The sequence below is a fragment of the Aeromicrobium sp. P2_G6 genome, assembly GCF_056403535.1.
This window is the reverse complement of sequence record NZ_JBFUFH010000004.1, coordinates 115,775-136,566: the sequence shown is the minus strand read 5'-3', so window position 1 is coordinate 136,566 and position 20,792 is coordinate 115,775. Positions and strand designations below refer to the sequence as shown.

18 protein-coding genes and 3 rRNA genes are annotated in these 20,792 nt (G+C 64.7%); 16 read left to right on the top strand and 5 right to left on the bottom strand.

The features are described 5' to 3' along the window. Positions 1 to 969 (top strand): class I SAM-dependent methyltransferase, encoded by a 969-nt coding sequence (locus tag AC1DVU_RS14060; RefSeq protein WP_476923076.1) that lies wholly within the window; start codon positions 1 to 3, stop codon positions 967 to 969. Continuing rightward, on the top strand, positions 966 to 1,526 hold the full coding sequence (locus tag AC1DVU_RS14055) for a DNA-3-methyladenine glycosylase (protein ID WP_476923075.1): 561 nt from the start codon (positions 966 to 968) through the stop codon (positions 1,524 to 1,526). The genes AC1DVU_RS14060 and AC1DVU_RS14055 overlap by 4 nt, the downstream gene beginning before the upstream one ends. A gap of 9 nt (positions 1,527 to 1,535) precedes the next feature. On the opposite strand, the gene AC1DVU_RS14050 is transcribed toward AC1DVU_RS14055, so the two are convergent. Both AC1DVU_RS14050 and AC1DVU_RS14045 read right to left on the bottom strand, forming a co-directional pair. Next, entirely contained in the window at positions 1,536 to 2,207 is a 672-nt protein-coding gene (locus tag AC1DVU_RS14050) for a response regulator (RefSeq protein ID WP_476923074.1), read from the bottom strand. Further along, entirely contained in the window at positions 2,204 to 3,328 is a 1,125-nt protein-coding gene (locus tag AC1DVU_RS14045; protein ID WP_476923073.1) for a sensor histidine kinase, read from the bottom strand. The genes AC1DVU_RS14050 and AC1DVU_RS14045 overlap by 4 nt, the downstream gene beginning before the upstream one ends. Before the next feature lie 108 nt (positions 3,329 to 3,436). Between AC1DVU_RS14045 and AC1DVU_RS14040 the strand changes: the two genes are divergently transcribed. Then, positions 3,437 to 4,117: a hypothetical protein gene (locus tag AC1DVU_RS14040; RefSeq protein ID WP_476923072.1), complete on the top strand. Its 681-nt coding sequence runs from the start codon at positions 3,437 to 3,439 to the stop codon at positions 4,115 to 4,117. Positions 4,118 to 4,123: 6 nt separating this feature from the next. Here the strand turns inward: AC1DVU_RS14040 and AC1DVU_RS14035 are convergent, their stop codons facing one another. Both AC1DVU_RS14035 and AC1DVU_RS14030 read right to left on the bottom strand, forming a co-directional pair. Continuing rightward, positions 4,124 to 4,795: a response regulator gene (locus tag AC1DVU_RS14035; RefSeq protein WP_476923071.1), complete on the bottom strand. Its 672-nt coding sequence runs from the start codon at positions 4,793 to 4,795 to the stop codon at positions 4,124 to 4,126. After that, positions 4,792 to 6,384: a sensor histidine kinase gene (locus AC1DVU_RS14030; protein ID WP_476923070.1), complete on the bottom strand. Its 1,593-nt coding sequence runs from the start codon at positions 6,382 to 6,384 to the stop codon at positions 4,792 to 4,794. Before AC1DVU_RS14030 ends, AC1DVU_RS14035 begins: the two co-directional genes overlap by 4 nt. A gap of 82 nt (positions 6,385 to 6,466) precedes the next feature. On the opposite strand from AC1DVU_RS14030, the gene AC1DVU_RS14025 reads away from it, so the two are divergent. From AC1DVU_RS14025 to AC1DVU_RS14010, 4 genes are read left to right on the top strand one after another with little or no spacing between them, the layout of a single operon-like run. Continuing rightward, entirely contained in the window at positions 6,467 to 7,459 is a 993-nt protein-coding gene (locus tag AC1DVU_RS14025) for a Bug family tripartite tricarboxylate transporter substrate binding protein (RefSeq protein ID WP_476923069.1), read from the top strand. Further along, on the top strand, positions 7,456 to 7,983 hold the full coding sequence (locus tag AC1DVU_RS14020) for a tripartite tricarboxylate transporter TctB family protein (RefSeq protein ID WP_476923068.1): 528 nt from the start codon (positions 7,456 to 7,458) through the stop codon (positions 7,981 to 7,983). The genes AC1DVU_RS14025 and AC1DVU_RS14020 overlap by 4 nt, the downstream gene beginning before the upstream one ends. After that, a complete protein-coding gene (locus AC1DVU_RS14015; protein ID WP_476923067.1) occupies positions 7,983 to 9,491 on the top strand; it encodes a tripartite tricarboxylate transporter permease in 1,509 nt (502 codons plus the stop codon). Before AC1DVU_RS14020 ends, AC1DVU_RS14015 begins: the two co-directional genes overlap by 1 nt. Continuing rightward, a complete protein-coding gene (locus AC1DVU_RS14010; protein WP_476923066.1) occupies positions 9,488 to 9,895 on the top strand; it encodes a universal stress protein in 408 nt (135 codons plus the stop codon). Before AC1DVU_RS14015 ends, AC1DVU_RS14010 begins: the two co-directional genes overlap by 4 nt. A gap of 88 nt (positions 9,896 to 9,983) precedes the next feature. Here the strand turns inward: AC1DVU_RS14010 and AC1DVU_RS14005 are convergent, their stop codons facing one another. Then, entirely contained in the window at positions 9,984 to 10,634 is a 651-nt protein-coding gene (locus AC1DVU_RS14005; RefSeq protein ID WP_476923065.1) for a DsbA family oxidoreductase, read from the bottom strand. 74 nt (positions 10,635 to 10,708) lie between these two features. On the opposite strand from AC1DVU_RS14005, the gene AC1DVU_RS14000 reads away from it, so the two are divergent. From AC1DVU_RS14000 to AC1DVU_RS13960, 9 genes are all read left to right on the top strand, one after another. Further along, the gene (locus AC1DVU_RS14000; RefSeq protein ID WP_476923064.1) at positions 10,709 to 11,095 is read left to right on the top strand and encodes a universal stress protein; all 387 of its coding nucleotides are present in this window, start codon (positions 10,709 to 10,711) and stop codon (positions 11,093 to 11,095) included. A gap of 62 nt (positions 11,096 to 11,157) precedes the next feature. Continuing rightward, positions 11,158 to 12,417 carry a tyrosine--tRNA ligase gene (tyrS, locus tag AC1DVU_RS13995; RefSeq protein WP_476923063.1) on the top strand — a complete coding sequence of 420 codons (1,260 nt, stop codon included), beginning with the start codon at positions 11,158 to 11,160 and terminating at the stop codon, positions 12,415 to 12,417. Between the two features lie 494 nt (positions 12,418 to 12,911). Next, positions 12,912 to 14,429, top strand: a 16S ribosomal RNA gene (locus tag AC1DVU_RS13990). Positions 14,430 to 14,781: 352 nt separating this feature from the next. Continuing rightward, a 23S ribosomal RNA gene (locus AC1DVU_RS13985) occupies positions 14,782 to 17,883 on the top strand. Between the two features lie 99 nt (positions 17,884 to 17,982). Beyond that, positions 17,983 to 18,099: ribosomal RNA gene (gene rrf, locus AC1DVU_RS13980) — 5S ribosomal RNA — on the top strand. The 16S, 23S and 5S rRNA genes sit together here, the layout of an rRNA operon. Positions 18,100 to 18,175: 76 nt before the next feature. Beyond that, a complete protein-coding gene (locus tag AC1DVU_RS13975; RefSeq protein WP_476923062.1) occupies positions 18,176 to 19,138 on the top strand; it encodes a tetratricopeptide repeat protein in 963 nt (320 codons plus the stop codon). 74 nt (positions 19,139 to 19,212) lie between these two features. After that, positions 19,213 to 19,560 carry a single-stranded DNA-binding protein gene (locus tag AC1DVU_RS13970; protein ID WP_476923061.1) on the top strand — a complete coding sequence of 116 codons (348 nt, stop codon included), beginning with the start codon at positions 19,213 to 19,215 and terminating at the stop codon, positions 19,558 to 19,560. Beyond that, positions 19,557 to 20,561 carry an HAD-IIA family hydrolase gene (locus AC1DVU_RS13965; RefSeq protein ID WP_476923060.1) on the top strand — a complete coding sequence of 335 codons (1,005 nt, stop codon included), beginning with the start codon at positions 19,557 to 19,559 and terminating at the stop codon, positions 20,559 to 20,561. The genes AC1DVU_RS13970 and AC1DVU_RS13965 overlap by 4 nt, the downstream gene beginning before the upstream one ends. Beyond that, positions 20,558 to 20,788, top strand: coding sequence for a hypothetical protein (locus AC1DVU_RS13960; RefSeq protein WP_476923059.1), 231 nt, complete (start codon positions 20,558 to 20,560; stop codon positions 20,786 to 20,788). The genes AC1DVU_RS13965 and AC1DVU_RS13960 overlap by 4 nt, the downstream gene beginning before the upstream one ends. The last annotated feature ends 4 nt before the right edge of the window (positions 20,789 to 20,792 follow it).

Here is a 20,792-nt window from a genome sequence, read left to right as displayed (position 1 = left end):
GTGGCTACTGTGGTCTCCACCGAGATCGCTGACATGGGGGAGACCGTGGCACTTCGCACCAGAGCCGGCACGACACTGCGCAAGGTCATCGGACCGCGCCGCGCCGAGGCCGTACGGCGTTGGGAGCGCAAGGTGCGCCGTGGAGCCGCTCGTCGGCTGGACCCGCAGGCGCCGGTCGCTGCCGCGGGCGCCAAGCGCACCTACGTGCCGTCCGACCCGTTCGCCGACTTCCCGGAGCCCAGCCGGTCGCGTCACCAGCTGCTGATGGCGCTCCATCAGCAGGTGCAACCTCGCACCTACCTCGAGGTCGGCGTCTTCACGGGTTCGAGCCTCGCCCTGTCGCGCACGAAGTCGATCGGTGTCGACCCCGCATACAAGATCACCAACGAGATCGAGGGCGAGGTGCAGCTGCACCGCACGACGAGTGACGAGTTCTTCTCGCGCCCCGATCCGGTCGCGTTCTTCGACGGCGTCCCGATCGACCTGGCGTTCATCGACGGCATGCACCTCGCCGAGTTCGCCCTCCGCGACTTCATGAACGTCGAGAAGCACATGTCGCCGACCGGTGTCGTCCTGATAGACGACATGCTGCCGCGCAACTCGCTGGAGGCGGCACGCGACCGCCGCACCGCATCCTGGACCGGCGATGTCTTCAAGGTCGCGGACATCCTGCGTACCTACCGCCCGGACCTCACGATCATCCCGGTCAACACGTCGCCAACCGGCACGATGATCGTCCTGGGCCTCGACCCGACGTCCAGCGTCCTCGACGACAACTACGACGCCGCGCTGGCCGCGTGCCTGGCGCCGGACCCGCAGGTCGTGCCCGAGGAGACGTTGCGCCGCACGGGTGCGGTCGACCCGGTGACCCTCATGGAGTCACCGGTCTGGGCCGAGCTCGTCGACCTCCGCACCACGACCGTCGACCGCGCCGCACTCGACAAGGTGCTGGCGACTCTCACGGCGTGACCGGCAACGCGGTCGTCGCGCACGCTCGCGGGCTGCTCGGGCGGGTCCTGCACGGTCACGGCGTGGCGGTGCGCATCACCGAGGTCGAGGCCTACGGCGGAATCCACGACCCGGCGTCGCACGCGTTCACCCGGACGCCGCGATCCGAGATCATGTACGGCGATCCGTGGCGGCTCTACGTCTATCGGTCGTACGGGATGCACTTCTGCGCCAACATCGTCACGGGGCCGACCGAGACGGCGTCGGCGGTGCTGATTCGCGCGGGCGAGATTGTCGGCGGCATCGAGACCGCACGCCTGCGCCGGCCGGCGGTCAAGGACGTCGCCCTCGCTCGCGGCCCGGGCAACCTGGCGAGGGCACTCGATCTGTCGCTCGACGACCTCGGCACCGACCTGCTCACATCTGACGGCGTACGCCTGGGGGAGCCGCCGGACGTCACGCCCGACATCAGCTCCGGCCCACGCGTCGGCGTGTCCAAGGCGGCCGACGTGGCGTGGCGATTCTGGATCACCGGCGACCCGACGGTTTCCGCCTATCGAAGGAGTCCCCGGGCCTGACGACGGGGTTCAGCGACCGGCCGCCGGTCTGGTGCCAGGAGTCACCAGCCCGGATTCGTACGCCAGCACCACGGCCTGCACTCGGGAGGTGACACCGAGCTTGGCGAGCACCCGGTTCACATGCGTCTTGACCGTTGCCGGTGCGACGAAGAGGTCCGCTGCGATCTCGTCGTTGGAAGCCCCGCGCGCCATCAGCACCATCACCTCACGCTCTCGCTCGGTGAGCGCCGCGAGCTCGTCCGGCACGCCGTCGTACGGTGCCGGCCTGCGCAGGTGCTCCTCGATCAGTCGGCGGGTCAGCGCGGGTGCCAGCAGCGCCTCGCCGGCGGCAACCGTCTCGATCCCCGCGACGAGCCTGTCAGGAGGGGTCGCCTTGAGCAGGAAGCCCGCCGCGCCGGCCTTCAGCGCCTCGTAGACATAGCGATCCAGGTCGTACGTCGTCAGCACCAGCACCCGGCTCTCCACACCAGCCATGGTCAGCTCGCGAGTCGCGGCGATCCCGTCCAGCACGGGCATGCGGATGTCCATCAGCACGACGTCTGGCCGGGTGCGGTGGGTGACGTCGACCGCTGACCGCCCGTCGCCCGCGGAGCCGACGACCTCACAGCCGCGTGCTTCCAGGACGAGCTGGAGCCCCGAGCGCACCAGATCCTGGTCGTCCGCGATCACGACAGTCGTCATCGCCTCTCACCGCCGGGTGCAAGGGGAATCAGGACGTCGAGCACGAACTCGCCGTCCCTCGTCTCGTGGCTCATCCGGCCGCCGAGCAGAGCCACTCGTTCGGCCATGCCGAGCAGCCCGAGCGCGCTGCCGGAAGGCACACCTCGCCGTGCCCGGTTGGTGGCCCGTATGTGCAGGTCTGCGGGCGAGCCGTTGATGCTCAGCGCGGCGGCGTGGTCGTCGCCGTACTTCAAGGCGTTGGTCAGTGCCTCCTGGACCACCCGGTACGCCGACGTGTCGACGCCGCCCGCCAGCGGCCCGTCCGGCAGGTGGATTGACGCATCGACATCGAGTCCGCCGGCGCGGAAGCTCTCGAGCAGCGTGTCGAGGTCCGCGAGGCCCGGTGCCGGGCGCAGACCGAGCTCGTCGGCGTCGTCGCGGATGAGGTGCAACAGCCGCCCGGTCTCCGCAAGGGCGTGCCGGCCGGTGTCGGCGATCGACTCGAGCAGGCCGGCCGCGCGATCGGGGTCGCTCCGGACGAGGTCCTGGGCGGCAGCGGTCTGCACCACCATCGCGCTGACCGAATGCGCGATCACGTCGTGCAGCTCGCGAGCGATCCGGTCCCGCTCGCCGCGGGCTGCCTCGCGGCGGATGACCTCCTGCTGGCGCTCGAGCTCCGCGGCCTGGTCGGCGAAGGCCCGCGCCAGCCGCCCGAAGACGTACGGCGGAATCATGAGTGCGCTGACGAAGAAGATGTCGGTGATGTCGTGGGTCCGCTCGTCTGCGAACACGTAGTCCGAGGCAAAGACGAGCAGGATGATGCCCAGGCCGACAAGACCCCGGTAGCTGCCGATCCACCGGGCGAGTGAGTACGACGCCATGACCATGACGAGGATCGGCGCGGCAAGCTCGTCCAGCTCAGGCCCGATCCACGGAAGGCTGAGGATGATGACGCCTGCCCCCACCGAAGCCACCATGGGCCAGCGCCGCCGCCAGGCCAGCGCCAAGCAGGCTGCCAGCTCGCCCACCGCCGACGCCTGCCACGAATCCGGACGCAGAGCCACGACCTCGACCAGGCACAGCACCATCAACAGGACCGGCACCATCCAGTCCGCCAACGCCCCCGTCGGTCGCCTGAGCACATGTCGAGGCTACGCCGCGCGACGCGTTCCAGGAGTCAAACCAGGGGTGGAGACGGGATCGCCCCACGAGTTGACGACGTACGCGTTTCGCGGGCTCACGCTCGACACATGGAACTCACACACACCCAGGAAAAGCGCATCGTCACGTTCGGCTGGATCGCTGCATCCGCCGGTCTGGTCCTTGGGCAGCTGCACGCCCTGTCCCGCTTCGAGACCGAGGACGGCAAGTCCGATCTCGAGCTGCCGTTGACTCGCGCCTGGGCTGTTCCGGCCGCGCGCGCTGTCCGCCCGCTGCTCGACTGGGGCGACCCGGACTTCGTCTACTGGAACTACGGCAAGATCTGGCTGCCGGTCTTCGCGGCGGTGACCCTCTGCGCGGTGGTGGTCTTCCGGCACCGGCAACCGGTGGGCTTCGAGCGGCTGGCCTGGCGCGTCGCGCTGGGCGGCTACGCGCTCGCCACGCTGTCGGTGGTCGGCGACTACTTCACGCCGTGGACCGAGCTGTCGTTCATGGTGCTGGGCCTGCCGGGTCTGGCGCTCACCGCGGTGGGCTCGACCGCGCTCGGCGTCATCCTGCTCAAGCGCGGGTACCGGCCACGGATCCTCGGGATCGCGCTGGTCGCGTTCATCCCGACGGTCCTGCTGGTCACCGAGATCACGTCGATGGGCAACATCATCCTGCCGATCGCGTTCGCGTGGGCGTACGCCGCGAGCCGCGTCGTCCAGGCTGAGGATGGGTCAGCCACACCGACTGGCAGTGTGGGCCGAGGCGTAGGCGCAGATGCGTGAGCGCCGCTACCGCTGGTCCGTCGACCAGCGGTAGCGACGTTCAGGCCGCCCGGCGTTGCCGTAGTTGAGGCGTACGACGGCTCGTCCCTCGTCGACGAAGTGCTCCAGGTAGCGGCGGGCGCTGACCCGCGAGATGCCGACGCTCTCACCGCACTCAGTCGCCGACAGCTCGCCGGCGTCCCGCAGGGCGGCGCCGACGAGGTCAGCGGTCTCATGGCTGAGTCCCTTCGGCAGCGGCTGGTCGGCAGGCTTGACGGTCCCGAACGCGCGGTCGATCGACTCCTGGTCGGCCTCACCCTTCTCGAGCAACGCCAGCGTGTCGCGTACGCGCATCAGTCGCGCGGCGAGGTCCGGGTACTCGAACGGCTTGACCAGATACTGCATGGCCCCACCGTGCAGGGCCGCGCGCACGACGTCGGCGTCGCGATCCGCCGTGACCATGACGACGCCAGCGACGTTGCCCGACGCCCGCAGCCGCTGCAGGACGTCGAGGCCGCTCATGTCCGGCAGGTGCACGTCGAGCAGGATCAGCTCGGGGGTCAGCTCCTCGACGAGTCGCAGCGCCTCCTCGCCGTTGCGGGCGGCTCCCACGACGGTGAATCCCTCGGTCTTCTCGACGAACCGGGCGTGGATGCCCGCGACCATGAAGTCGTCGTCGACCACGAGCACGCTGATCACTCCGCGCCTCCACTCAGTGGGAGCTCGACCCGGAAGGTCGTGCCGTCGTGGTGATCGACCGTGACACTGCCTCCGCGCTGCGTGCAGATCAGCTGCACGAGCGGCAGGCCTATGCCACGGCCCCCCAGCACCTCGGGCTTGGTCGAGAACCCGCGTACGAAGATCGCGTCGCGCATCTCGTCGGGCACCCCGGGGCCGTTGTCATGGACCTCCAGCACGAGGTGGTGCCCGTCGACTCGAATGTCGACGACGACCTGCGGAGATGGTTCGGCCCGGCAGGCATCGATCGCGTTGTCGACGAGGTTGCCGACCACGGTGGTGAGGTCCGCCGACTCCGCCGAGGTCAGCGCGGGGAGCCCGGCCTCCGGGCTCAGGGTCAGGGACACACCGGCCTCGGCCGCCACGCTCGACTTGGCGATCAGCAGGGCCGCGACCGCGGGATCCGCGATGCGACTCGTGACCTCGTCCGTGATCTCCGCGCGGCGCCGGGTCAGCGTCCCTACCAGGGTGGTCACCTCGTCGTACTCCTCGAGCTGCACGAGTCCGGAGATCGTGTGCAGCTGGTTCGCGAACTCGTGGGTCTGGGCGCGCAAGGTGTCGGTGATCGACAGGTTCGAGCTCAGCTGGCTCTGCATCGAGACGAGCTCGGTCCGGTCGCGCATGGTCGTGACGGTACCGATGCCCTCTCCGTGGCTGGAGGCCGAGCGCTGGTTGAACACCAGGACCCGGTATCCGACGAGCACGACGGCGTCCTGACTGCCGCTGCCGGCGGTGAGGAGCTGGGCGACCTGCGGGTCGAGATCGAGATCCACCACTGGCCGGCCGACCACATCGGGGCTGAGGTCGAGCAGCTCGCGGGCGCCGTCGTTGACCATCGTCACCTTGCCGTCCGTGCCGACCGCGATCACGCCCTCGCGGATGCTGTGCAGCAAGGCCTCGCGGTGGTCCGCGAGTGTCGCGATCTCGTGTGGCTCGAGCCCACGCGTACGCCTCTTGATGAGCCGCGCGAGCAACAACGAGCCGGCCACGCCGAGGAGCGCGCCGACGCCGAGGAACAGCGCGAGGTCGGGCGCGGCGTTCGTGAAACGTTCCCAGCTCGACGGATAGCGCTGTTGCGCGATCGAGAGCCCGACGAGCTCACCGTCGTCGTTGAGGATCGGCGCGTGGCCGGCCACCGCCTCGTGGCCGTTGTCATCGACATCGCCGACCCAGCCGCGTCCCTCGCGCACACGGCTGTCGCCCAGATCGATCCGCTTGCCGACCAGGCGCGGATCGGACGAGGACAGGACGATTCCGTCGGGATCCGCGATCGTCACCTCGGTGGCGCCCGACAGGCTCAGCGCCCGGCTGATCGACGGTGCGAGCGTGCTGGCGGGCGTGGGACTGTCGATCTCCGAACGTACGACCGAGATGTTCGCGAGGTACTCCGCGACCGACCGCATCTGCGATCCGCGCTCGCTGGCGAACGTCATGGTCGATTGCCGGACCGAGATCGCCGCCACGATCGCCAGCACGAGGGCGACCACGACCAGCTGCAGGACGAGGAACTGCCCGGCGAGTGTCAGCCGATGCCGGCGCGGTGACCACAAAGAACACAACCTCCTTTGGTTCCGCAATAGTGACTCACGCCACACGTGGGGGCCATGCTCGGGGTCGACCACAGGAGGTTGTATGACGAGAAGACGCGCCCACGCAAGGGTCGCACCAGTCATCCTCGCAGTCATCACTGCGATGGTGCTGGCGAGCTGCGGGGTCACCCGCGGATCGGATGACGAGGGCCACCGCCGGCTCCAGATGTGGATTCCCAACAGCCCGGGCGGTGGTTACGACCTCACGGGCCGCGCTGCAACCCACGTCCTGGAGGACGAGGACCTCGCCGGCCGGTTCGAGATCACCAACGTCCTGGGGGCGAGCGGCACCGTCGCGATGCAGCGCCTGCTCAACGCCCGCGGCGCCAACGACGTCGTCATGACGATGGGGCTTGGCGTCGTCGGCGCGGTCTACACCAACGAGTCGAACGCCCGCGTCTCCAGGGCGACGCCGATCGCCCGGCTGATCGAGGACCAGGAAGCACTCATCGTGCCCAAGGACTCGCCGTACAAGACGGTCGAGGACCTGGTGGACGCGTGGAAGAAGGACCCCAAGAGCGTCACGATCGGCGGGGGATCTTCACCTGGCGGGCCCGACCACATCTTTCCGATGCAGCTCGCCAAGACGATCGGCATCCAGCCGAAGAACGTCAAGTACATCGCGTACGACGGCGGTGGCCCCCTGACCACGGCGCTGCTCGGCGAGAAGATCGACGTCGGCACGTCCGGTCCCAGCGAGTTCGAGGGGCAGATCAAGGACGGTTCGCTCCGGGTGCTCGCGGTCTCGGGTGCGGAGCGCCTCGACAACATCGACGCGCCGACTCTCAAGGAGTCCGGGGTCGACCTGGTCTTCGCCAACTGGCGCGGTGTCCTCGCACCTCCCGGCATCTCCGACGAGACCAAGAAGTACCTCATCACGCTCTTCAGCGACATGCACAAGACGAAGGGTTGGCAGGCCGAGCTCAAGCGCAACGGCTGGATCGACGCCTTCATCACGGGTGACGAATTTGGCACCTTCCTGAAGGAACAGGACGAGCGGGTCGCCACGACCCTGAAGGAGCTGGGACTCGCATGACCACAACGACACAGCAAGCATCCACAGCACCCGGTGCCAGCCGGGTCGTCGACAAGGCGCAATATGCCTTGGCGGCGGGCATCGGCATCGCCGGTGCGTACGTCATCTACGACGCGACGACCCTGCACAAGGGATTCGCGGACCAACCCGTCCAGCCGTACACGTTTCCGTACATCGTCGGCGCAGGCCTGATCGTCCTCGCTGCGCTGCTGGCACTCGCCACGGCGCGAGGCGACGTGCCTGAGTCTGAGGAGGGCGAGGACGTCGACCTGACCAAGGGCAGTGACTGGGTGACGGTCGGCAAGCTCGTCGTGGTCTTCGCGCTCAACTTCGCGCTGATCAGCTGGCTCGGCTGGGCCATCACCGGCGCGTTGCTGTTCGCCGGCACCGCCCACGTGCTCGGGGCCCGCTCAATCGTCCGGTCCCTCGCGATCGGCGTCGTGCTGTCGGTCCTCTCCTGGTACGGCTTCTACTCCGGCCTGGGTCTCGCGATCCCGGCCGGCGTCCTGGACGGAGTGCTCTGATGGGATCCTTCGACCTGTTGATGCAAGGCTTCGAGAACGCCTTCACCCCGACCAACCTGCTCTACGCGTGCATCGGCGTGCTGCTCGGTACCGCCGTCGGCGTCCTGCCCGGCATCGGCCCGGCGATGACGCTCGCGCTGCTGCTGCCGATCACGTACAGCGTCGAGCCTGCCAGCGCGCTGATCATGTTCGCCGGCATCTACTACGGCGGCATGTACGGCGGCTCGACAACGTCGATCCTGCTCAACACACCGGGGGAGTCGTCCTCGGTGGTGACGGCCATCGAGGGCAACAAGATGGCCAAGGCGGGTCGAGCGGCCCAAGCCCTGGCCACGGCGGCGATCGGCTCGTTCATCGCCGGCACGATCGGGACACTGCTCCTGGTGCTGTTCGCTCCGAAGCTCGCGACGCAGGTCGTCAAGCTCGGCGCACCGTCCTACTTCGCCCTGTTGCTGCTCGCGCTCTTCGCCGTCACAGCCGTCCTCGGCAGCTCGCGACTCCGCGGCTTCACCGCATTGTTCATCGGTCTGGCGATCGGTCTGGTCGGCACCTCGACAGGCCAACCCCGCCTCACATTCGGCAGCCCGCTGCTCGCCGACGGCATCGACATCGTGGTCGTCGCGGTCGCGATCTTCGCGATCGGCGAGGCGCTGTGGGTCGCGTCCCACCTGCGCCGTCGGCCGCTCGACATCATCCCCGTCGGTCAGCCGTGGATGAGCCGCGACGACTGGGGCCGTTCCTGGAAGCCGTGGCTGCGCGGCACCGCGTTCGGCTTCCCGTTCGGCGCGTTGCCGGCCGGCGGCGCTGAGCTCCCGACGTTCCTGTCGTACATCACGGAGCGCAAGCTGTCGAAGAACCCCGAGGAGTTCGGCCACGGCGCCATCGAGGGCGTCGCGGGACCGGAGGCAGCCAACAACGCCTCCGCCGCGGGGACGCTCGTGCCCTTGCTGGCCATGGGCCTGCCCACCACAGCGACGGCGGCGGTCATCCTGCTGGCGTTCCAGAGCTATGGCATCGAGACCGGTCCGGGCCTGTTCGACAGCCAGCCGATCCTGGTCTGGACGTTGCTTGCCAGCCTCTTCATCGGCAACACCTTGCTGCTGGTCCTCAACCTGCCGCTGGCACCGGTGTGGGCGAAGCTGCTGCAGATCCCGCGGCCGTACCTCTACGCGGGCATCCTGTTCTTCGCCTCGCTCGGCGCCTACAGCGTCAACTTCCAGTGGTTCGACCTGCTGATCCTGCTCGTCATCGGGCTGCTCGGCCTGGCGATGCGTCGCTTCGGACTGCCGGTGCTCCCGCTGATCATCGGCGTGATCCTCGGCCCGAGGCTCGAAGCTCAGCTGACCGAGGCGCTCGCGATCTCCTCCGGAGACCTCAGCACGCTGTGGAGCGAGCCGGTCGCGGTGATCGTCTACCTCATCATCGGCGCGGCGCTGCTGTTCATCATCGGCAACGGCGCCCGCACCCTCGCCCGCAACAACAACGAGAAGAAGAAGGTGCTCGCATGAGCGTTGTAGTCGCATACAGCCCGGACGTGTACGGCAAGGCGGCTCTCGCGTACGGAGCCACCGAGGCGTCGCGGCGGGACGAGAAGCTCATCGTTGTCAACGACACGAAGGGCGACGCTTACGTCGACAAGCGGCTCGCCGCCGAGAACGAGATCGACGCACTGCGCGCCGAGCTCAACCGGCTCGACGTGGAGACCGAGGTGCGCCAGGACGTCGTCCCCGATGTCGCCGAGGCGGTCCTGAAGGTCAGCGCCGAGTCATCCGCGAGCCTGATCGTCGTCGGGGTACGCCCGCGATCGCCGGTCGGCAAGCTGCTGCTCGGCAGCGTCGCCCAGCGGATCATCCTCGACGCGACGTGCCCCGTGCTTGCGGTCAAGCCCGACGGCGCCGACGGCCTGGCCTAGTCACCCTCGGGGAGATTCGCTCCGGGAACCTCGCAGACGCCGTCCTCGCAGACGGGGGCGGCGTCTGCACCGATGATTTCCAAGGGGGTCATTCGCCCGACGCCGCCTTCTGCAGCACGTCGACGAACACTGACGGGTCCTGGGCGCCTGAAACGCCGAACTTGCCGTCAATGACGAAGAACGGCACACCCGTGATCCCGTACGCGATGGCCTGGTCCTTGTCGGCCTGCACGTCGGCAACGAACTGCTCGGACTTGAGCGCCTCGACGACCTCGGCACGGTCCAGCCCGATCTCCTCGGCAAGGTCAGCGAGGTCGTCGATGCGACCCACGTGCCGGCCCTCCTCGAAGTACGCCTCGAGCAGGCGCTCCTTCATGTCCAGCTGCCGTCCTTGCGTCTTGGCGTAATGCAACAGCTCGTGGGCCTTGATGGTGTTGGTGTGCTGGAGAGCGTCGAAGTCATACGACAGGCCCTCCGTGCTCGCGAGCTGGGTCATCTGCGCCAGCATCGTCTCGACCTGTGCGGCCGGCATGCGCTTGTGGCTCACCAGGAAGTCCACCTCGGTGCCTTCGAAGTCGACCGGGGTGTCCGGCGACAGCTCGAAGGAGTGGTACTCCACCTCGAGCGATCCACCGCCTTCGGCGAACTCAGCTGCCGCGGTCTCGAAGCGGCGCTTGCCGACGAAGCACCACGGGCAGGCCACGTCGGACCAGATGTCTACCTTGACTGTCTCACTCACGACGTGTGCAACGTCATCACGCATCGGACATATTCCGCTCGCCACCGGCATGCCGCCGCCGCTACCCTTATGTCATGACAATTGCCGTCGCCTACCGCCCCGACGACTTCGGACGGGCGGCCCTGGACTGGGCTGCCGCCGAGGCGCGCACCCACGATGAGAGTCTGCTCATCATCAACGTCCACCGGGTCGAGCCCCGCCTCGACACGGGCCACGCCAAGGGCCGCCACATGCAGGACGTCACCGAGGCGCTCGCCAAGGACAACGTCCCGTTCGAGCTCCGCCAGGTCGAGGGTGAGAACGTCGCCAGCACCGTGCTGTTCGAGGCGGAGCAGGCCAGCGCGTCCCTCATCGTGATCGGCGTACGCCCGCGCAGCCCCGTCGGCAAGATCCTGATGGGAAGTGTCGCGCAGCAGATCCTGCTCGACTCCGCAGTGCCCGTCGTCGCAGTCAAGCCTTAGCCCGGGGCAGGGGAGTGCCGCGCTAAAGTCGCGGTGCATCCCCGACCCCGAAGGACTGGCCAGTGACCCATGTACTCGACGACCTCGACGCGCGAGGACTCATCGCGCACGCGACGGACCGCGACGCCTTGCGCGCGGAGCTGTCAGCGGGGCCGATCACCTACTACGTGGGATTCGATCCGACGGCGCCGAGTCTGCACATCGGCAACCTTCTCCAGATCCTGACGGCACGCCGCCTCCAGCTCGCGGGGCACAAGCCGCTGATGCTGGTCGGCGGGTCCACCGGACTCATCGGTGACCCGAAGGAGGCCGGCGAGAGGGTCATGAACACCAAGGAGACCGTCGGCGAGTGGGTCGACAACATCCGAGAGCAGGTCTCCCGCTTCGTCGAGTTCGGCGGCGACAACGGTGCGACGGTCGTCAACAACCTGGACTGGACCGCCGGCCTCAGCACGATTGACTACCTCCGCGACATCGGCAAGCACTTCCCGGTCAACCGGATGCTGGCGCGTGACGTCGTGAGCAGCCGGCTCGAGTCCGGCATCAGCTACACCGAGTTCAGCTACGTCCTGCTGCAGTCACTCGACTACCTCGAGCTGCATCGCCGCCACGGCTGCGTGCTCCAAACAGGCGGCAGCGACCAATGGGGCAACATCACGGCCGGCGTCGAGCTGATCCGCCGAGCGGACGGCCACAAGGTCCACGCGATGGCGACGCCCCTGATCACCAAGGCCGACGGCACCAAGTTCGGCAAGACCGAGTCAGGGACGGTGTGGCTAGACCCCGGGCTCACCAGCCCGTACGCCTTCTACCAGTCGTGGATCCAGGCCGAGGACTCCAAGGTCATCGAGTACCTCCGGCAGTTCACGTTCCTCGAGCTCGACGAGATCAGCGCGATAGAGGCGGAGCACGTCGAGAAGCCCGGCCTGCGAGCCGCGCAGCGCCGACTCGCAGCCGAGGTCACGACGATCGTGCACGGCCCGGACGAGACAGCGGCGGCCGAGCTGGCCTCACGAGCGCTGTTCGGACGAGGCGAGCTGGCGGAGCTGTCCGAGTCGACCCTCGCCGCGGCCCTCCGAGAGGCGGGTGCCGTCGACCTCTCGGTGGCGGATCATCCGACCGTGGTGGACGCGTTCCTGGCCGCCGGCCTCGCCGAGAGCAAGTCCGCTGCGCGCCGCGCGGTCGCCGACGGGGGCGCCTACGTCAACAACGAACGCGTCTCGGATCCCGATCTCGAGCTCTCGACTGACGTGCTCCTGCACGGCAAGTGGGCGGTCCTGCGCAAAGGAAAGCGGTCGATCTCGGGCGTGTCGGTGTCCTGAACCCCGTCATTTCAGGGTCTCGAAACCGTGTGACGTGGACCATACGGAGCCGATTTGACGAAGAGGGAAACGCCCCCGTAATGTTCTTCTTGTTGGACAGCACGGCGGAGCGAAAGGCCGAAAGGCCGGTCACTCGGAGCTTCCAACCAGCTCAACCGAAACGGTCGACGGCACGGCGCCTCAGGCGCCCGGAGACGGACCGCGGACAACGAAGCTGAACATGGTGACCGACCCGGTTTGACCGGTGAAAACGAGCCGTGTAAGTTAGACGAGTTGCCCCAAGACAGAGACCGAAAGGTCGAAGTCGAGGTGAGCGTCTGATCCTTGAGAACTCAACAGTGTGCCAAAAGTCGACGAGATTAATTAGTAGTACCCCGTCGAGACCATCGGAGAGCTTCGGCTCGCCGACCTTGATGGAAATCAATTCCGACAATTTATTTGTCAGCAAATAGTTTGTCAGAGTCGAACTGAAGTTTGGCAGCGCTTTAGCTGCTTCAACGGAGAGTTTGATCCTGGCTCAGGACGAACGCTGGCGGCGTGCTTAACACATGCAAGTCGAGCGGTAAGGCTCCTTCGGGAGTACACGAGCGGCGAACGGGTGAGTAACACGTGAGCAATCTGCCCTTCTCATCGGAATAACCATTGGAAACGATGGCTAATGCCGAATATGACCTCGGATCACATGTTCTGAGGTGGAAAGCTCCGGCGGAGAAGGATGAGCTCGCGGCCTATCAGCTTGTTGGTGAGGTAATGGCTCACCAAGGCATTGACGGGTAGCCGGCCTGAGAGGGTGACCGGCCACACTGGGACTGAGACACGGCCCAGACTCCTACGGGAGGCAGCAGTGGGGAATATTGGACAATGGGCGAAAGCCTGATCCAGCAACGCCGCGTGAGGGATGACGGCCTTCGGGTTGTAAACCTCTTTCAGCAGGGACGAAGCGAAAGTGACGGTACCTGCAGAAGAAGGACCGGCCAACTACGTGCCAGCAGCCGCGGTAATACGTAGGGTCCGAGCGTTGTCCGGAATTATTGGGCGTAAAGGGCTCGTAGGCGGTTTGTCGCGTCGGGAGTGAAAACTCAGGGCTCAACCCTGAGCGTGCTTCCGATACGGGCAGACTAGAGGTATGCAGGGGAGAACGGAATTCCTGGTGTAGCGGTGGAATGCGCAGATATCAGGAGGAACACCGGTGGCGAAGGCGGTTCTCTGGGCATTACCTGACGCTGAGGAGCGAAAGCATGGGGAGCGAACAGGATTAGATACCCTGGTAGTCCATGCCGTAAACGTTGGGCGCTAGGTGTGGGGACCTTCCACGGTCTCCGTGCCGCAGCTAACGCATTAAGCGCCCCGCCTGGGGAGTACGGCCGCAAGGCTAAAACTCAAAGGAATTGACGGGGGCCCGCACAAGCGGCGGAGCATGCTGATTAATTCGATGCAACGCGAAGAACCTTACCTGGGTTTGACATATATCGGAAAGCTGCAGAGATGTAGCCCCCTTTTGGTCGGTATACAGGTGGTGCATGGCTGTCGTCAGCTCGTGTCGTGAGATGTTGGGTTAAGTCCCGCAACGAGCGCAACCCTCGTCCTATGTTGCCAGCACGTAATGGTGGGGACTCATAGGAGACTGCCGGGGTCAACTCGGAGGAAGGTGGGGATGACGTCAAGTCTTCATGCCCCTTATGTCCAGGGCTTCAAGCATGCTACAATGGCCGGTACAAAGGGCTGCGAAACCGCAAGGTGGAGCGAATCCCAAAAAGCCGGTCTCAGTTCGGATTGGGGTCTGCAACTCGACCCCATGAAGTCGGAGTCGCTAGTAATCGCAGATCAGCAACGCTGCGGTGAATACGTTCCCGGGCCTTGTACACACCGCCCGTCACGTCATGAAAGTCGGCAACACCCGAAGCCAGTGGCCCAACCGTTTACGGAGGGAGCTGTCGAAGGTGGGGCTGGCGATTGGGACGAAGTCGTAACAAGGTAGCCGTACCGGAAGGTGCGGCTGGATCACCTCCTTTCTAAGGAGCATTTGGCGAGCAGGTGCAAACCTGGTCGTCCATTGAGTTGTTTGTACGGCGAATGTCTGTACGCAACTCAGCTCACTAGTGGATCGTCGATTATTTGGCTTGATGACAGCCAACAGCGTCAGTACTTCTCTTCGGAGAGTGGAACCTCGCTGGAACGTAGTCATCAACTCAGGCACACTGTTGGGTCCTGAGGGATCAGCTCGTAAGAGTTGAGACCTCGGACCACATACCCCCACGAACCACCAGGTTCACCCGTAAGGGACATCTGGCAGGCGCGGGATCTTTATGTGGGACCGAACGTATTTTGAGAACTTCACAGTGGACGCGAGCATCTTTGTAGTAACAACAAGCTACTAAGTGCACATGGTGGATGCCTTGGCATCGAGAGCCGATGAAGGACGTTGGAGTCTGCGAAAAGCCCCGGGAAGGTGACAACCGACCTGTGATCCGGGGATGTCCGAATGGGGAAACCCACCTGGAGTAAAGTCCAGGTACCTCTGTCTGAACACATAGGGCAGCAGGAGGGAACGTGGGGAAGTGAAACATCTCAGTACCCACAGGAAGAGAAAACAAAAGTGATTCCGGTAGTAGTGGCGAGCGAAACCGGATCAGGCTAAACCTCAGTGATGTGATAGCCGGCAGGCGTTGTCACTGGGGTGTTGTGGGACCACATGGTCTGTTCTGCCGAGCAGACAAAGAGTCATAAACCATGAGTGAAGTGAAAGCCAACTGGAAAGTTGCGCCATAGAGGGTGATAGCCCCGTACACGTAAGCTCATGGCTCTTTTGTGTCATCCCAAGTAACACCGAACCCCTGAAATTCGGTGTGAATCTAGCGGGACCACCCGTTAAGCCTAAATACTCCTCGATGACCGATAGCGGACTAGTACCGTGAGGGAAAGGTGAAAAGTACCCCGGGAGGGGAGTGAAATAGTACCTGAAACCATGTGCATACAATCCGTTGGAGCTCTTCCTTGTGAAGGGTGACAGCGTGCCTTTTGAAGAATGAGCCTGCGAGTTAGCGTTCTGTAGCGAGGTTAAGGCGTCGAGCCGTAGCCGTAGCGAAAGCGAGTCCGAATAGGGCGACCATAGTTGCAGGATCTAGACCCGAAGCGGAGTGATCTATCCATGGGCAGGTTGAAGCGCGGGTAAGACCGCGTGGAGGACCGAACCCACCTAGGTTAAAAACTGGGGGGATGACCTGTGGATAGGGGTGAAAGGCCAATCAAACTCCGTGATAGCTGGTTCTCCCCGAAATGCATTTAGGTGCAGCGTTGCGTGTTTCTTGCCGGAGGTAGAGCACTGGATGGGCTAGGGGGCCTACAAGCTTACTGAACTCAGCCAAACTCCGAATGCCGGTAAGTGAGAGCGCAGCAGTGAGACAGTGGGGGATAAGCTCCATTGTCGAGAGGGAAACAGCCCAGACCATCAGCTAAGGTCCCAAAGCGATAACTAAGTGGAAAAGGATGTGGAGTCGCAGAGACAACCAGGAGGTTGGCTTAGAAGCAGCCACCCTTGAAAGAGTGCGTAATAGCTCACTGGTCAAGTAATTCCGCGCCGACAATTTAGCGGGGCTCAAGTTATCCACCGAAGCTATGGGATTCATGCAATAGCCAGGCCTTCGTGGTCCAGGCGCATGGATCGGTAGGGGAGCGTCGTGTGGCCAGCGAAGCGGCGGAGTGATCCAGCCGTGGAGGCTACACGAGTGAGAATGCAGGCATGAGTAGCGAATGAGGAGTGAGAAACTCCTCCACCGAATGACCAAGGGTTCCAGGGTCAAGCTAATCTTCCCTGGGTAAGTCGGGACCTAAGGCGAGGCCGACAGGCGTAGTCGATGGACAACGGGCTGATATTCCCGTACCGGCATTAGATCGCCCATGCCGAACCCAGAAATGCTAAGTGCCCAAAACTGGCGGGACTCTTCGGAGCGAAGCCGGCGCTGCGCACGACCCGATCTGGTAGTAGGCAAGCAATGGTGTGACGCAGGAAGGTAGCTCATCCCGGGCGATGGTAGTCCCGGGCTAAGGATGTAGGGCGAATGGTAGGCAAATCCGCCATTCACATGCCTGAGATCTGATGGGGAGACGTTTTAGTCGAAGTGAGTGATCCTATGCTGCCGAGAAAAGCATCTAGCGAGATCTAGAGCCGCCCGTACCCCAAACCGACTCAGGTGGTCAGGTAGAGAATACTAAGGTGATCGAGTGAACCATGGTTAAGGAACTCGGCAAAATGCCCCCGTAACTTCGGGAGAAGGGGGGCCGGATGCGTTATCGGACTTGCTCCGAGAAGCGTTGAAGGCCGCAGAGACCAGGCCCAAGCGACTGTTTACTAAAAACACAGGTCCGTGCTAAGTCGAAAGACGCCGTATACGGACTGACTCCTGCCCGGTGCTGGAAGGTTAAGGGGACGTGTCAGCGCAAGCGAAGCACAGAACTTAAGCCCCAGTAAACGGCGGTGGTAACTATAACCATCCTAAGGTAGCGAAATTCCTTGTCGGGTAAGTTCCGACCTGCACGAATGGAGTAACGACTTGGGCGCTGTCTCAACCATGGACTCGGCGAAATTGCACTACGAGTAAAGATGCTCGTTACGCGCGGCAGGACGGAAAGACCCCGGGACCTTTACTATAGTTTGGTATTGGTGTTTGGTTCAGTTTGTGTAGGATAGGTGGGAGACTGTGAAGCTTGGACGCCAGTTCAGGTGGAGTCATCGTTGAAATACCACTCTGGCTGTACTAGATATCTAACCTAGGTCCATTATCTGGATCAGGGACAGTGCCTGATGGGTAGTTTAACTGGGGCGGTTGCCTCCTAAAATGTAACGGAGGCGCTCAAAGGTTCCCTCAGCCTGGTTGGCAATCAGGTTTCGAGTGTAAGTGCACAAGGGAGCTTGACTGTGAGAGTGACAGCTCGAGCAGGGACGAAAGTCGGAACTAGTGATCCGGCGCTGGCAAGTGGAAGCGGCGTCGCTCAACGGATAAAAGGTACCCCGGGGATAACAGGCTGATCTTCCCCAAGAGTCCATATCGACGGGATGGTTTGGCACCTCGATGTCGGCTCGTCGCATCCTGGGGCCGTAGCAGGTCCCAAGGGTTGGGCTGTTCGCCCATTAAAGCGGCACGCGAGCTGGGTTTAGAACGTCGTGAGACAGTTCGGTCCCTATCCGCCGCGCGCGTAGGAAACTTGAGAAAATCTGTCCCTAGTACGAGAGGACCGGGATGGACGAACCTCTGGTGTGCCAGTTGTTCCGCCAGGAGCACTGCTGGTTAGCTACGTTCGGAAGCGATAACCGCTGAAAGCATCTAAGCGGGAAGCGTGTTTCAAGATGAGGTTTCCCACTGGTTTACCAGGTAAGGCCCCCAGCAGACCACTGGGTTGATAGGCCGGAGGTGGAAGTGCAGCAATGCATGGAGCCGACCGGTACTAATAGGCCGAGGGCTTGTTTCTTACAAAGATCTACCGCGTCCACTGTGAGGTTCCCGAGATATGTTCGGGAGCCGGAAAGCTCGAGAGAGCTCCAAGGTTTTGTTGATATCTCAATAGAGTTTCGGCGACCATGGCGAAAGGGAAACACCCGGTTACATTCCGAACCCGGAAGTTAAGCCTTTCAGCGCCGATGGTACTGCACGGGAGACTGTGTGGGAGAGTAGGACGTCGCCGGACAATCTTTAGCGCGAGGCCGCTCCTTCGGGAGCGGCCTTGCTGCATTTCTGCAACATCTTGATGGAAGGAACGACTCATGGCAGAGTCGAGAAACCCCCGCCGTGACGGCGGGAAGCCAGCCGGCCGAGGAGCCGGCGGTGGCGGTGCCCGTGGCGGCAAACCTGCAGGTCAGGGACGAGATCGACGTGGCAGTGGAGATCCTTCACGTCGTGACGGCAAGCCGTCGGACCGCAGGGACGGGAAGCCCGCGCCAGCGCGTCGGGACGGCAAGCCGACCACGCCGCGTCGTGATGGCAAGCCGTACGAAGCTCGCCGCGACCGGCGCCAGGAAGAGGGCGACCGCACGGCTGCGCAGAAGATCTACGACGGTCCGCCGATCCCTGACGATGTCAGCGCGAAGGACCTTGACAAGCACGCGCGCCAGGCGCTGCAGAGCCTTCCCGAGAAGCTCGCCGACAAGGTCGCGCGGCACCTCGTGATGGCCGGCTTGCTGATTGCCGATGATCCTGAGACGGCTCATCTGCACGCGTTGGCCGCCAAGGCACGCGCGACTCGCACGGGACTTGTCCGTGAGGCCTGTGGCGAGACGGCATACGCGGCTGGCAAGTTCGCCGAGGCGCTGTCGGAGTTCCGCGCAGCTCGCCGTATGACCGGCGGCTACCTGTATGCGCCGATGATGGCCGACTGTGAACGGGCGCTGAAGCGTCCGGACAAGGCGATCGCCTACGACACCCCGGAGGTCCGGAGCCAGCTCGACGACGCCGGCCAGATCGAGCTGTCGATCGTCGTGGCGGGCGCTCGCCGTGACCAGAAGCAGTACGACGCTGCCGTCCGGCTGCTCGAGACCGAGCCGCTGCACACCAAGGGCCGGTCGGACTGGGTGCCGCGTCTTCGCTACGCCTACGCCGACGCTCTGCTCGACGCGGGTCGTCGCGACGAGGCGATCGAGTGGTTCCACCGCACGGTTGCGGTCGACGGGAACACCCAGACCGATGCCGAGGAACGCCTCGCGGAGCTGGAGAGGCGTCCACAGGGCTGAGGTCCTTCGCTAGCTGTCCACAGCGCATGACTTGATCGATGCCCCCTGCCGCTGGCAGGGGGCATCGTCGTTTCATGACTGATGACAACAACCACGTACACCTTGCGGGCCGGGTCTCTGCTGATCCTGAGACACGCGTCCTTCCCAGCGGCGACGAGGTCGTCTCGTTCCGCCTGATCGTCCGCCGTAGTTCCGCGGCGCGGCGACGTTCCAAGCAGCTCGTCGACACGATCGAGTGCTCGGCGTGGAGCGCCGCGATGCGCCGCACCGTGAGCCGTCTCGAGGCGGGCACGGAGGTCGAGGTGACCGGAGAGCTGCGCCGGCGATTCACCCGCGGTGGCGGAGGCGCGATCAGCTTCGTGACGGTCGAGGTCGACTCCTGCCGAAAGCTCTCGGTGCCGGCGGTAGCCTCGGGGGCATGACACTGGGGTCGACGACACAATCGCTCAGCGCGCTCTACGACCTGGCGATGCTCGATCTCGATGGTGTCGTCTATGTCGGCAAGGACGCGGTGCCTGGCGCTGCCCAGGCGTTGGAGGTGGCGCGCGCCAGCGGCATGCGGCTCGCCTACATCACGAACAACGCTGCCAGGACTTCGCACGAGGTCGCCGAGCACTTGCGAGAGCTCAAGATGCCCGAGGTCAGCGATGCCGACGTCGTGACATCCGCGCAGGCGGTGGCGCACCTCGTGGCGGACGCCGTGCCCGAGGGATCGGCCGTGCTCCTCGTCGGCGGTGAGGGTCTGCGCTCACCGCTGGAAGAACGCGGGCTTCGATGCGTGACGAGCCTGGACGACGCGCCCGTCGCGGTGGTGCAGGGCTTCCATCCGGACGTCGGTTGGCGACAGTTGTCCGAGGCGTCGTTCGCGATCCAGGCCGGCCTGCCGTGGTTCGCCAGCAACACCGACCTCACGATTCCGACGGCACGGGGCATCGCACCGGGCAACGGGTCATTGGTGCAGGCGATCCGCAATGCGACTGGGGTGTCGCCGATCGTGGCAGGCAAGCCCGAGAAGGCTTTGTTCGACGAGACGATGGAGCGAGTCGGGGGCAACAACCCTCTAGTCGTGGGCGATCGTCTTGACACCGACATCGAGGGCGCAATCAACGCCGGGACCGACAGCCTTGCCGTGCTGACCGGGGTCAGCAAGCTGCAGGAGATCGTCGACGCCGAGCCGAAGAAGCGCCCGACCTTTGTGTCCGCTGACCTGGCCGGCCTCAACGAGGCCCACGCTGAGGTCACGTTCGACGGGGACCGGGCCCGGTGTGGGTCCGCGACCGCGCTGGTGCGCGATGGAGTGGTCAGCGTCGAGTCGGGTGATCCACGGAGCACCGATGCGCTGCGGGCGGCAATCGGACTCGCGTGGTCAGTGCGTGATCGCTCCGACGTCTCGGTGACCCTGGATGGGAGACTGAGGACATGAACGAGTTCCCCGAGAGCGAGATTCACGACGAGCCGATCGACGACGTGGCGCCGGAGCCGGTCGAGTCGACCGGCCACGCCGACATCGATGCGGCGCTCGAACGGCTGGAGCGCCTCGGCGACCTCGAGATCACGTCGCACCCCGCAGAGTTCGACGCGATCCACCGGGTGTTGCGGGAGTCCTTGGCCAATGCCGGCCGCGACGAGGACATCCCGGAGAGCGCGTGACTCG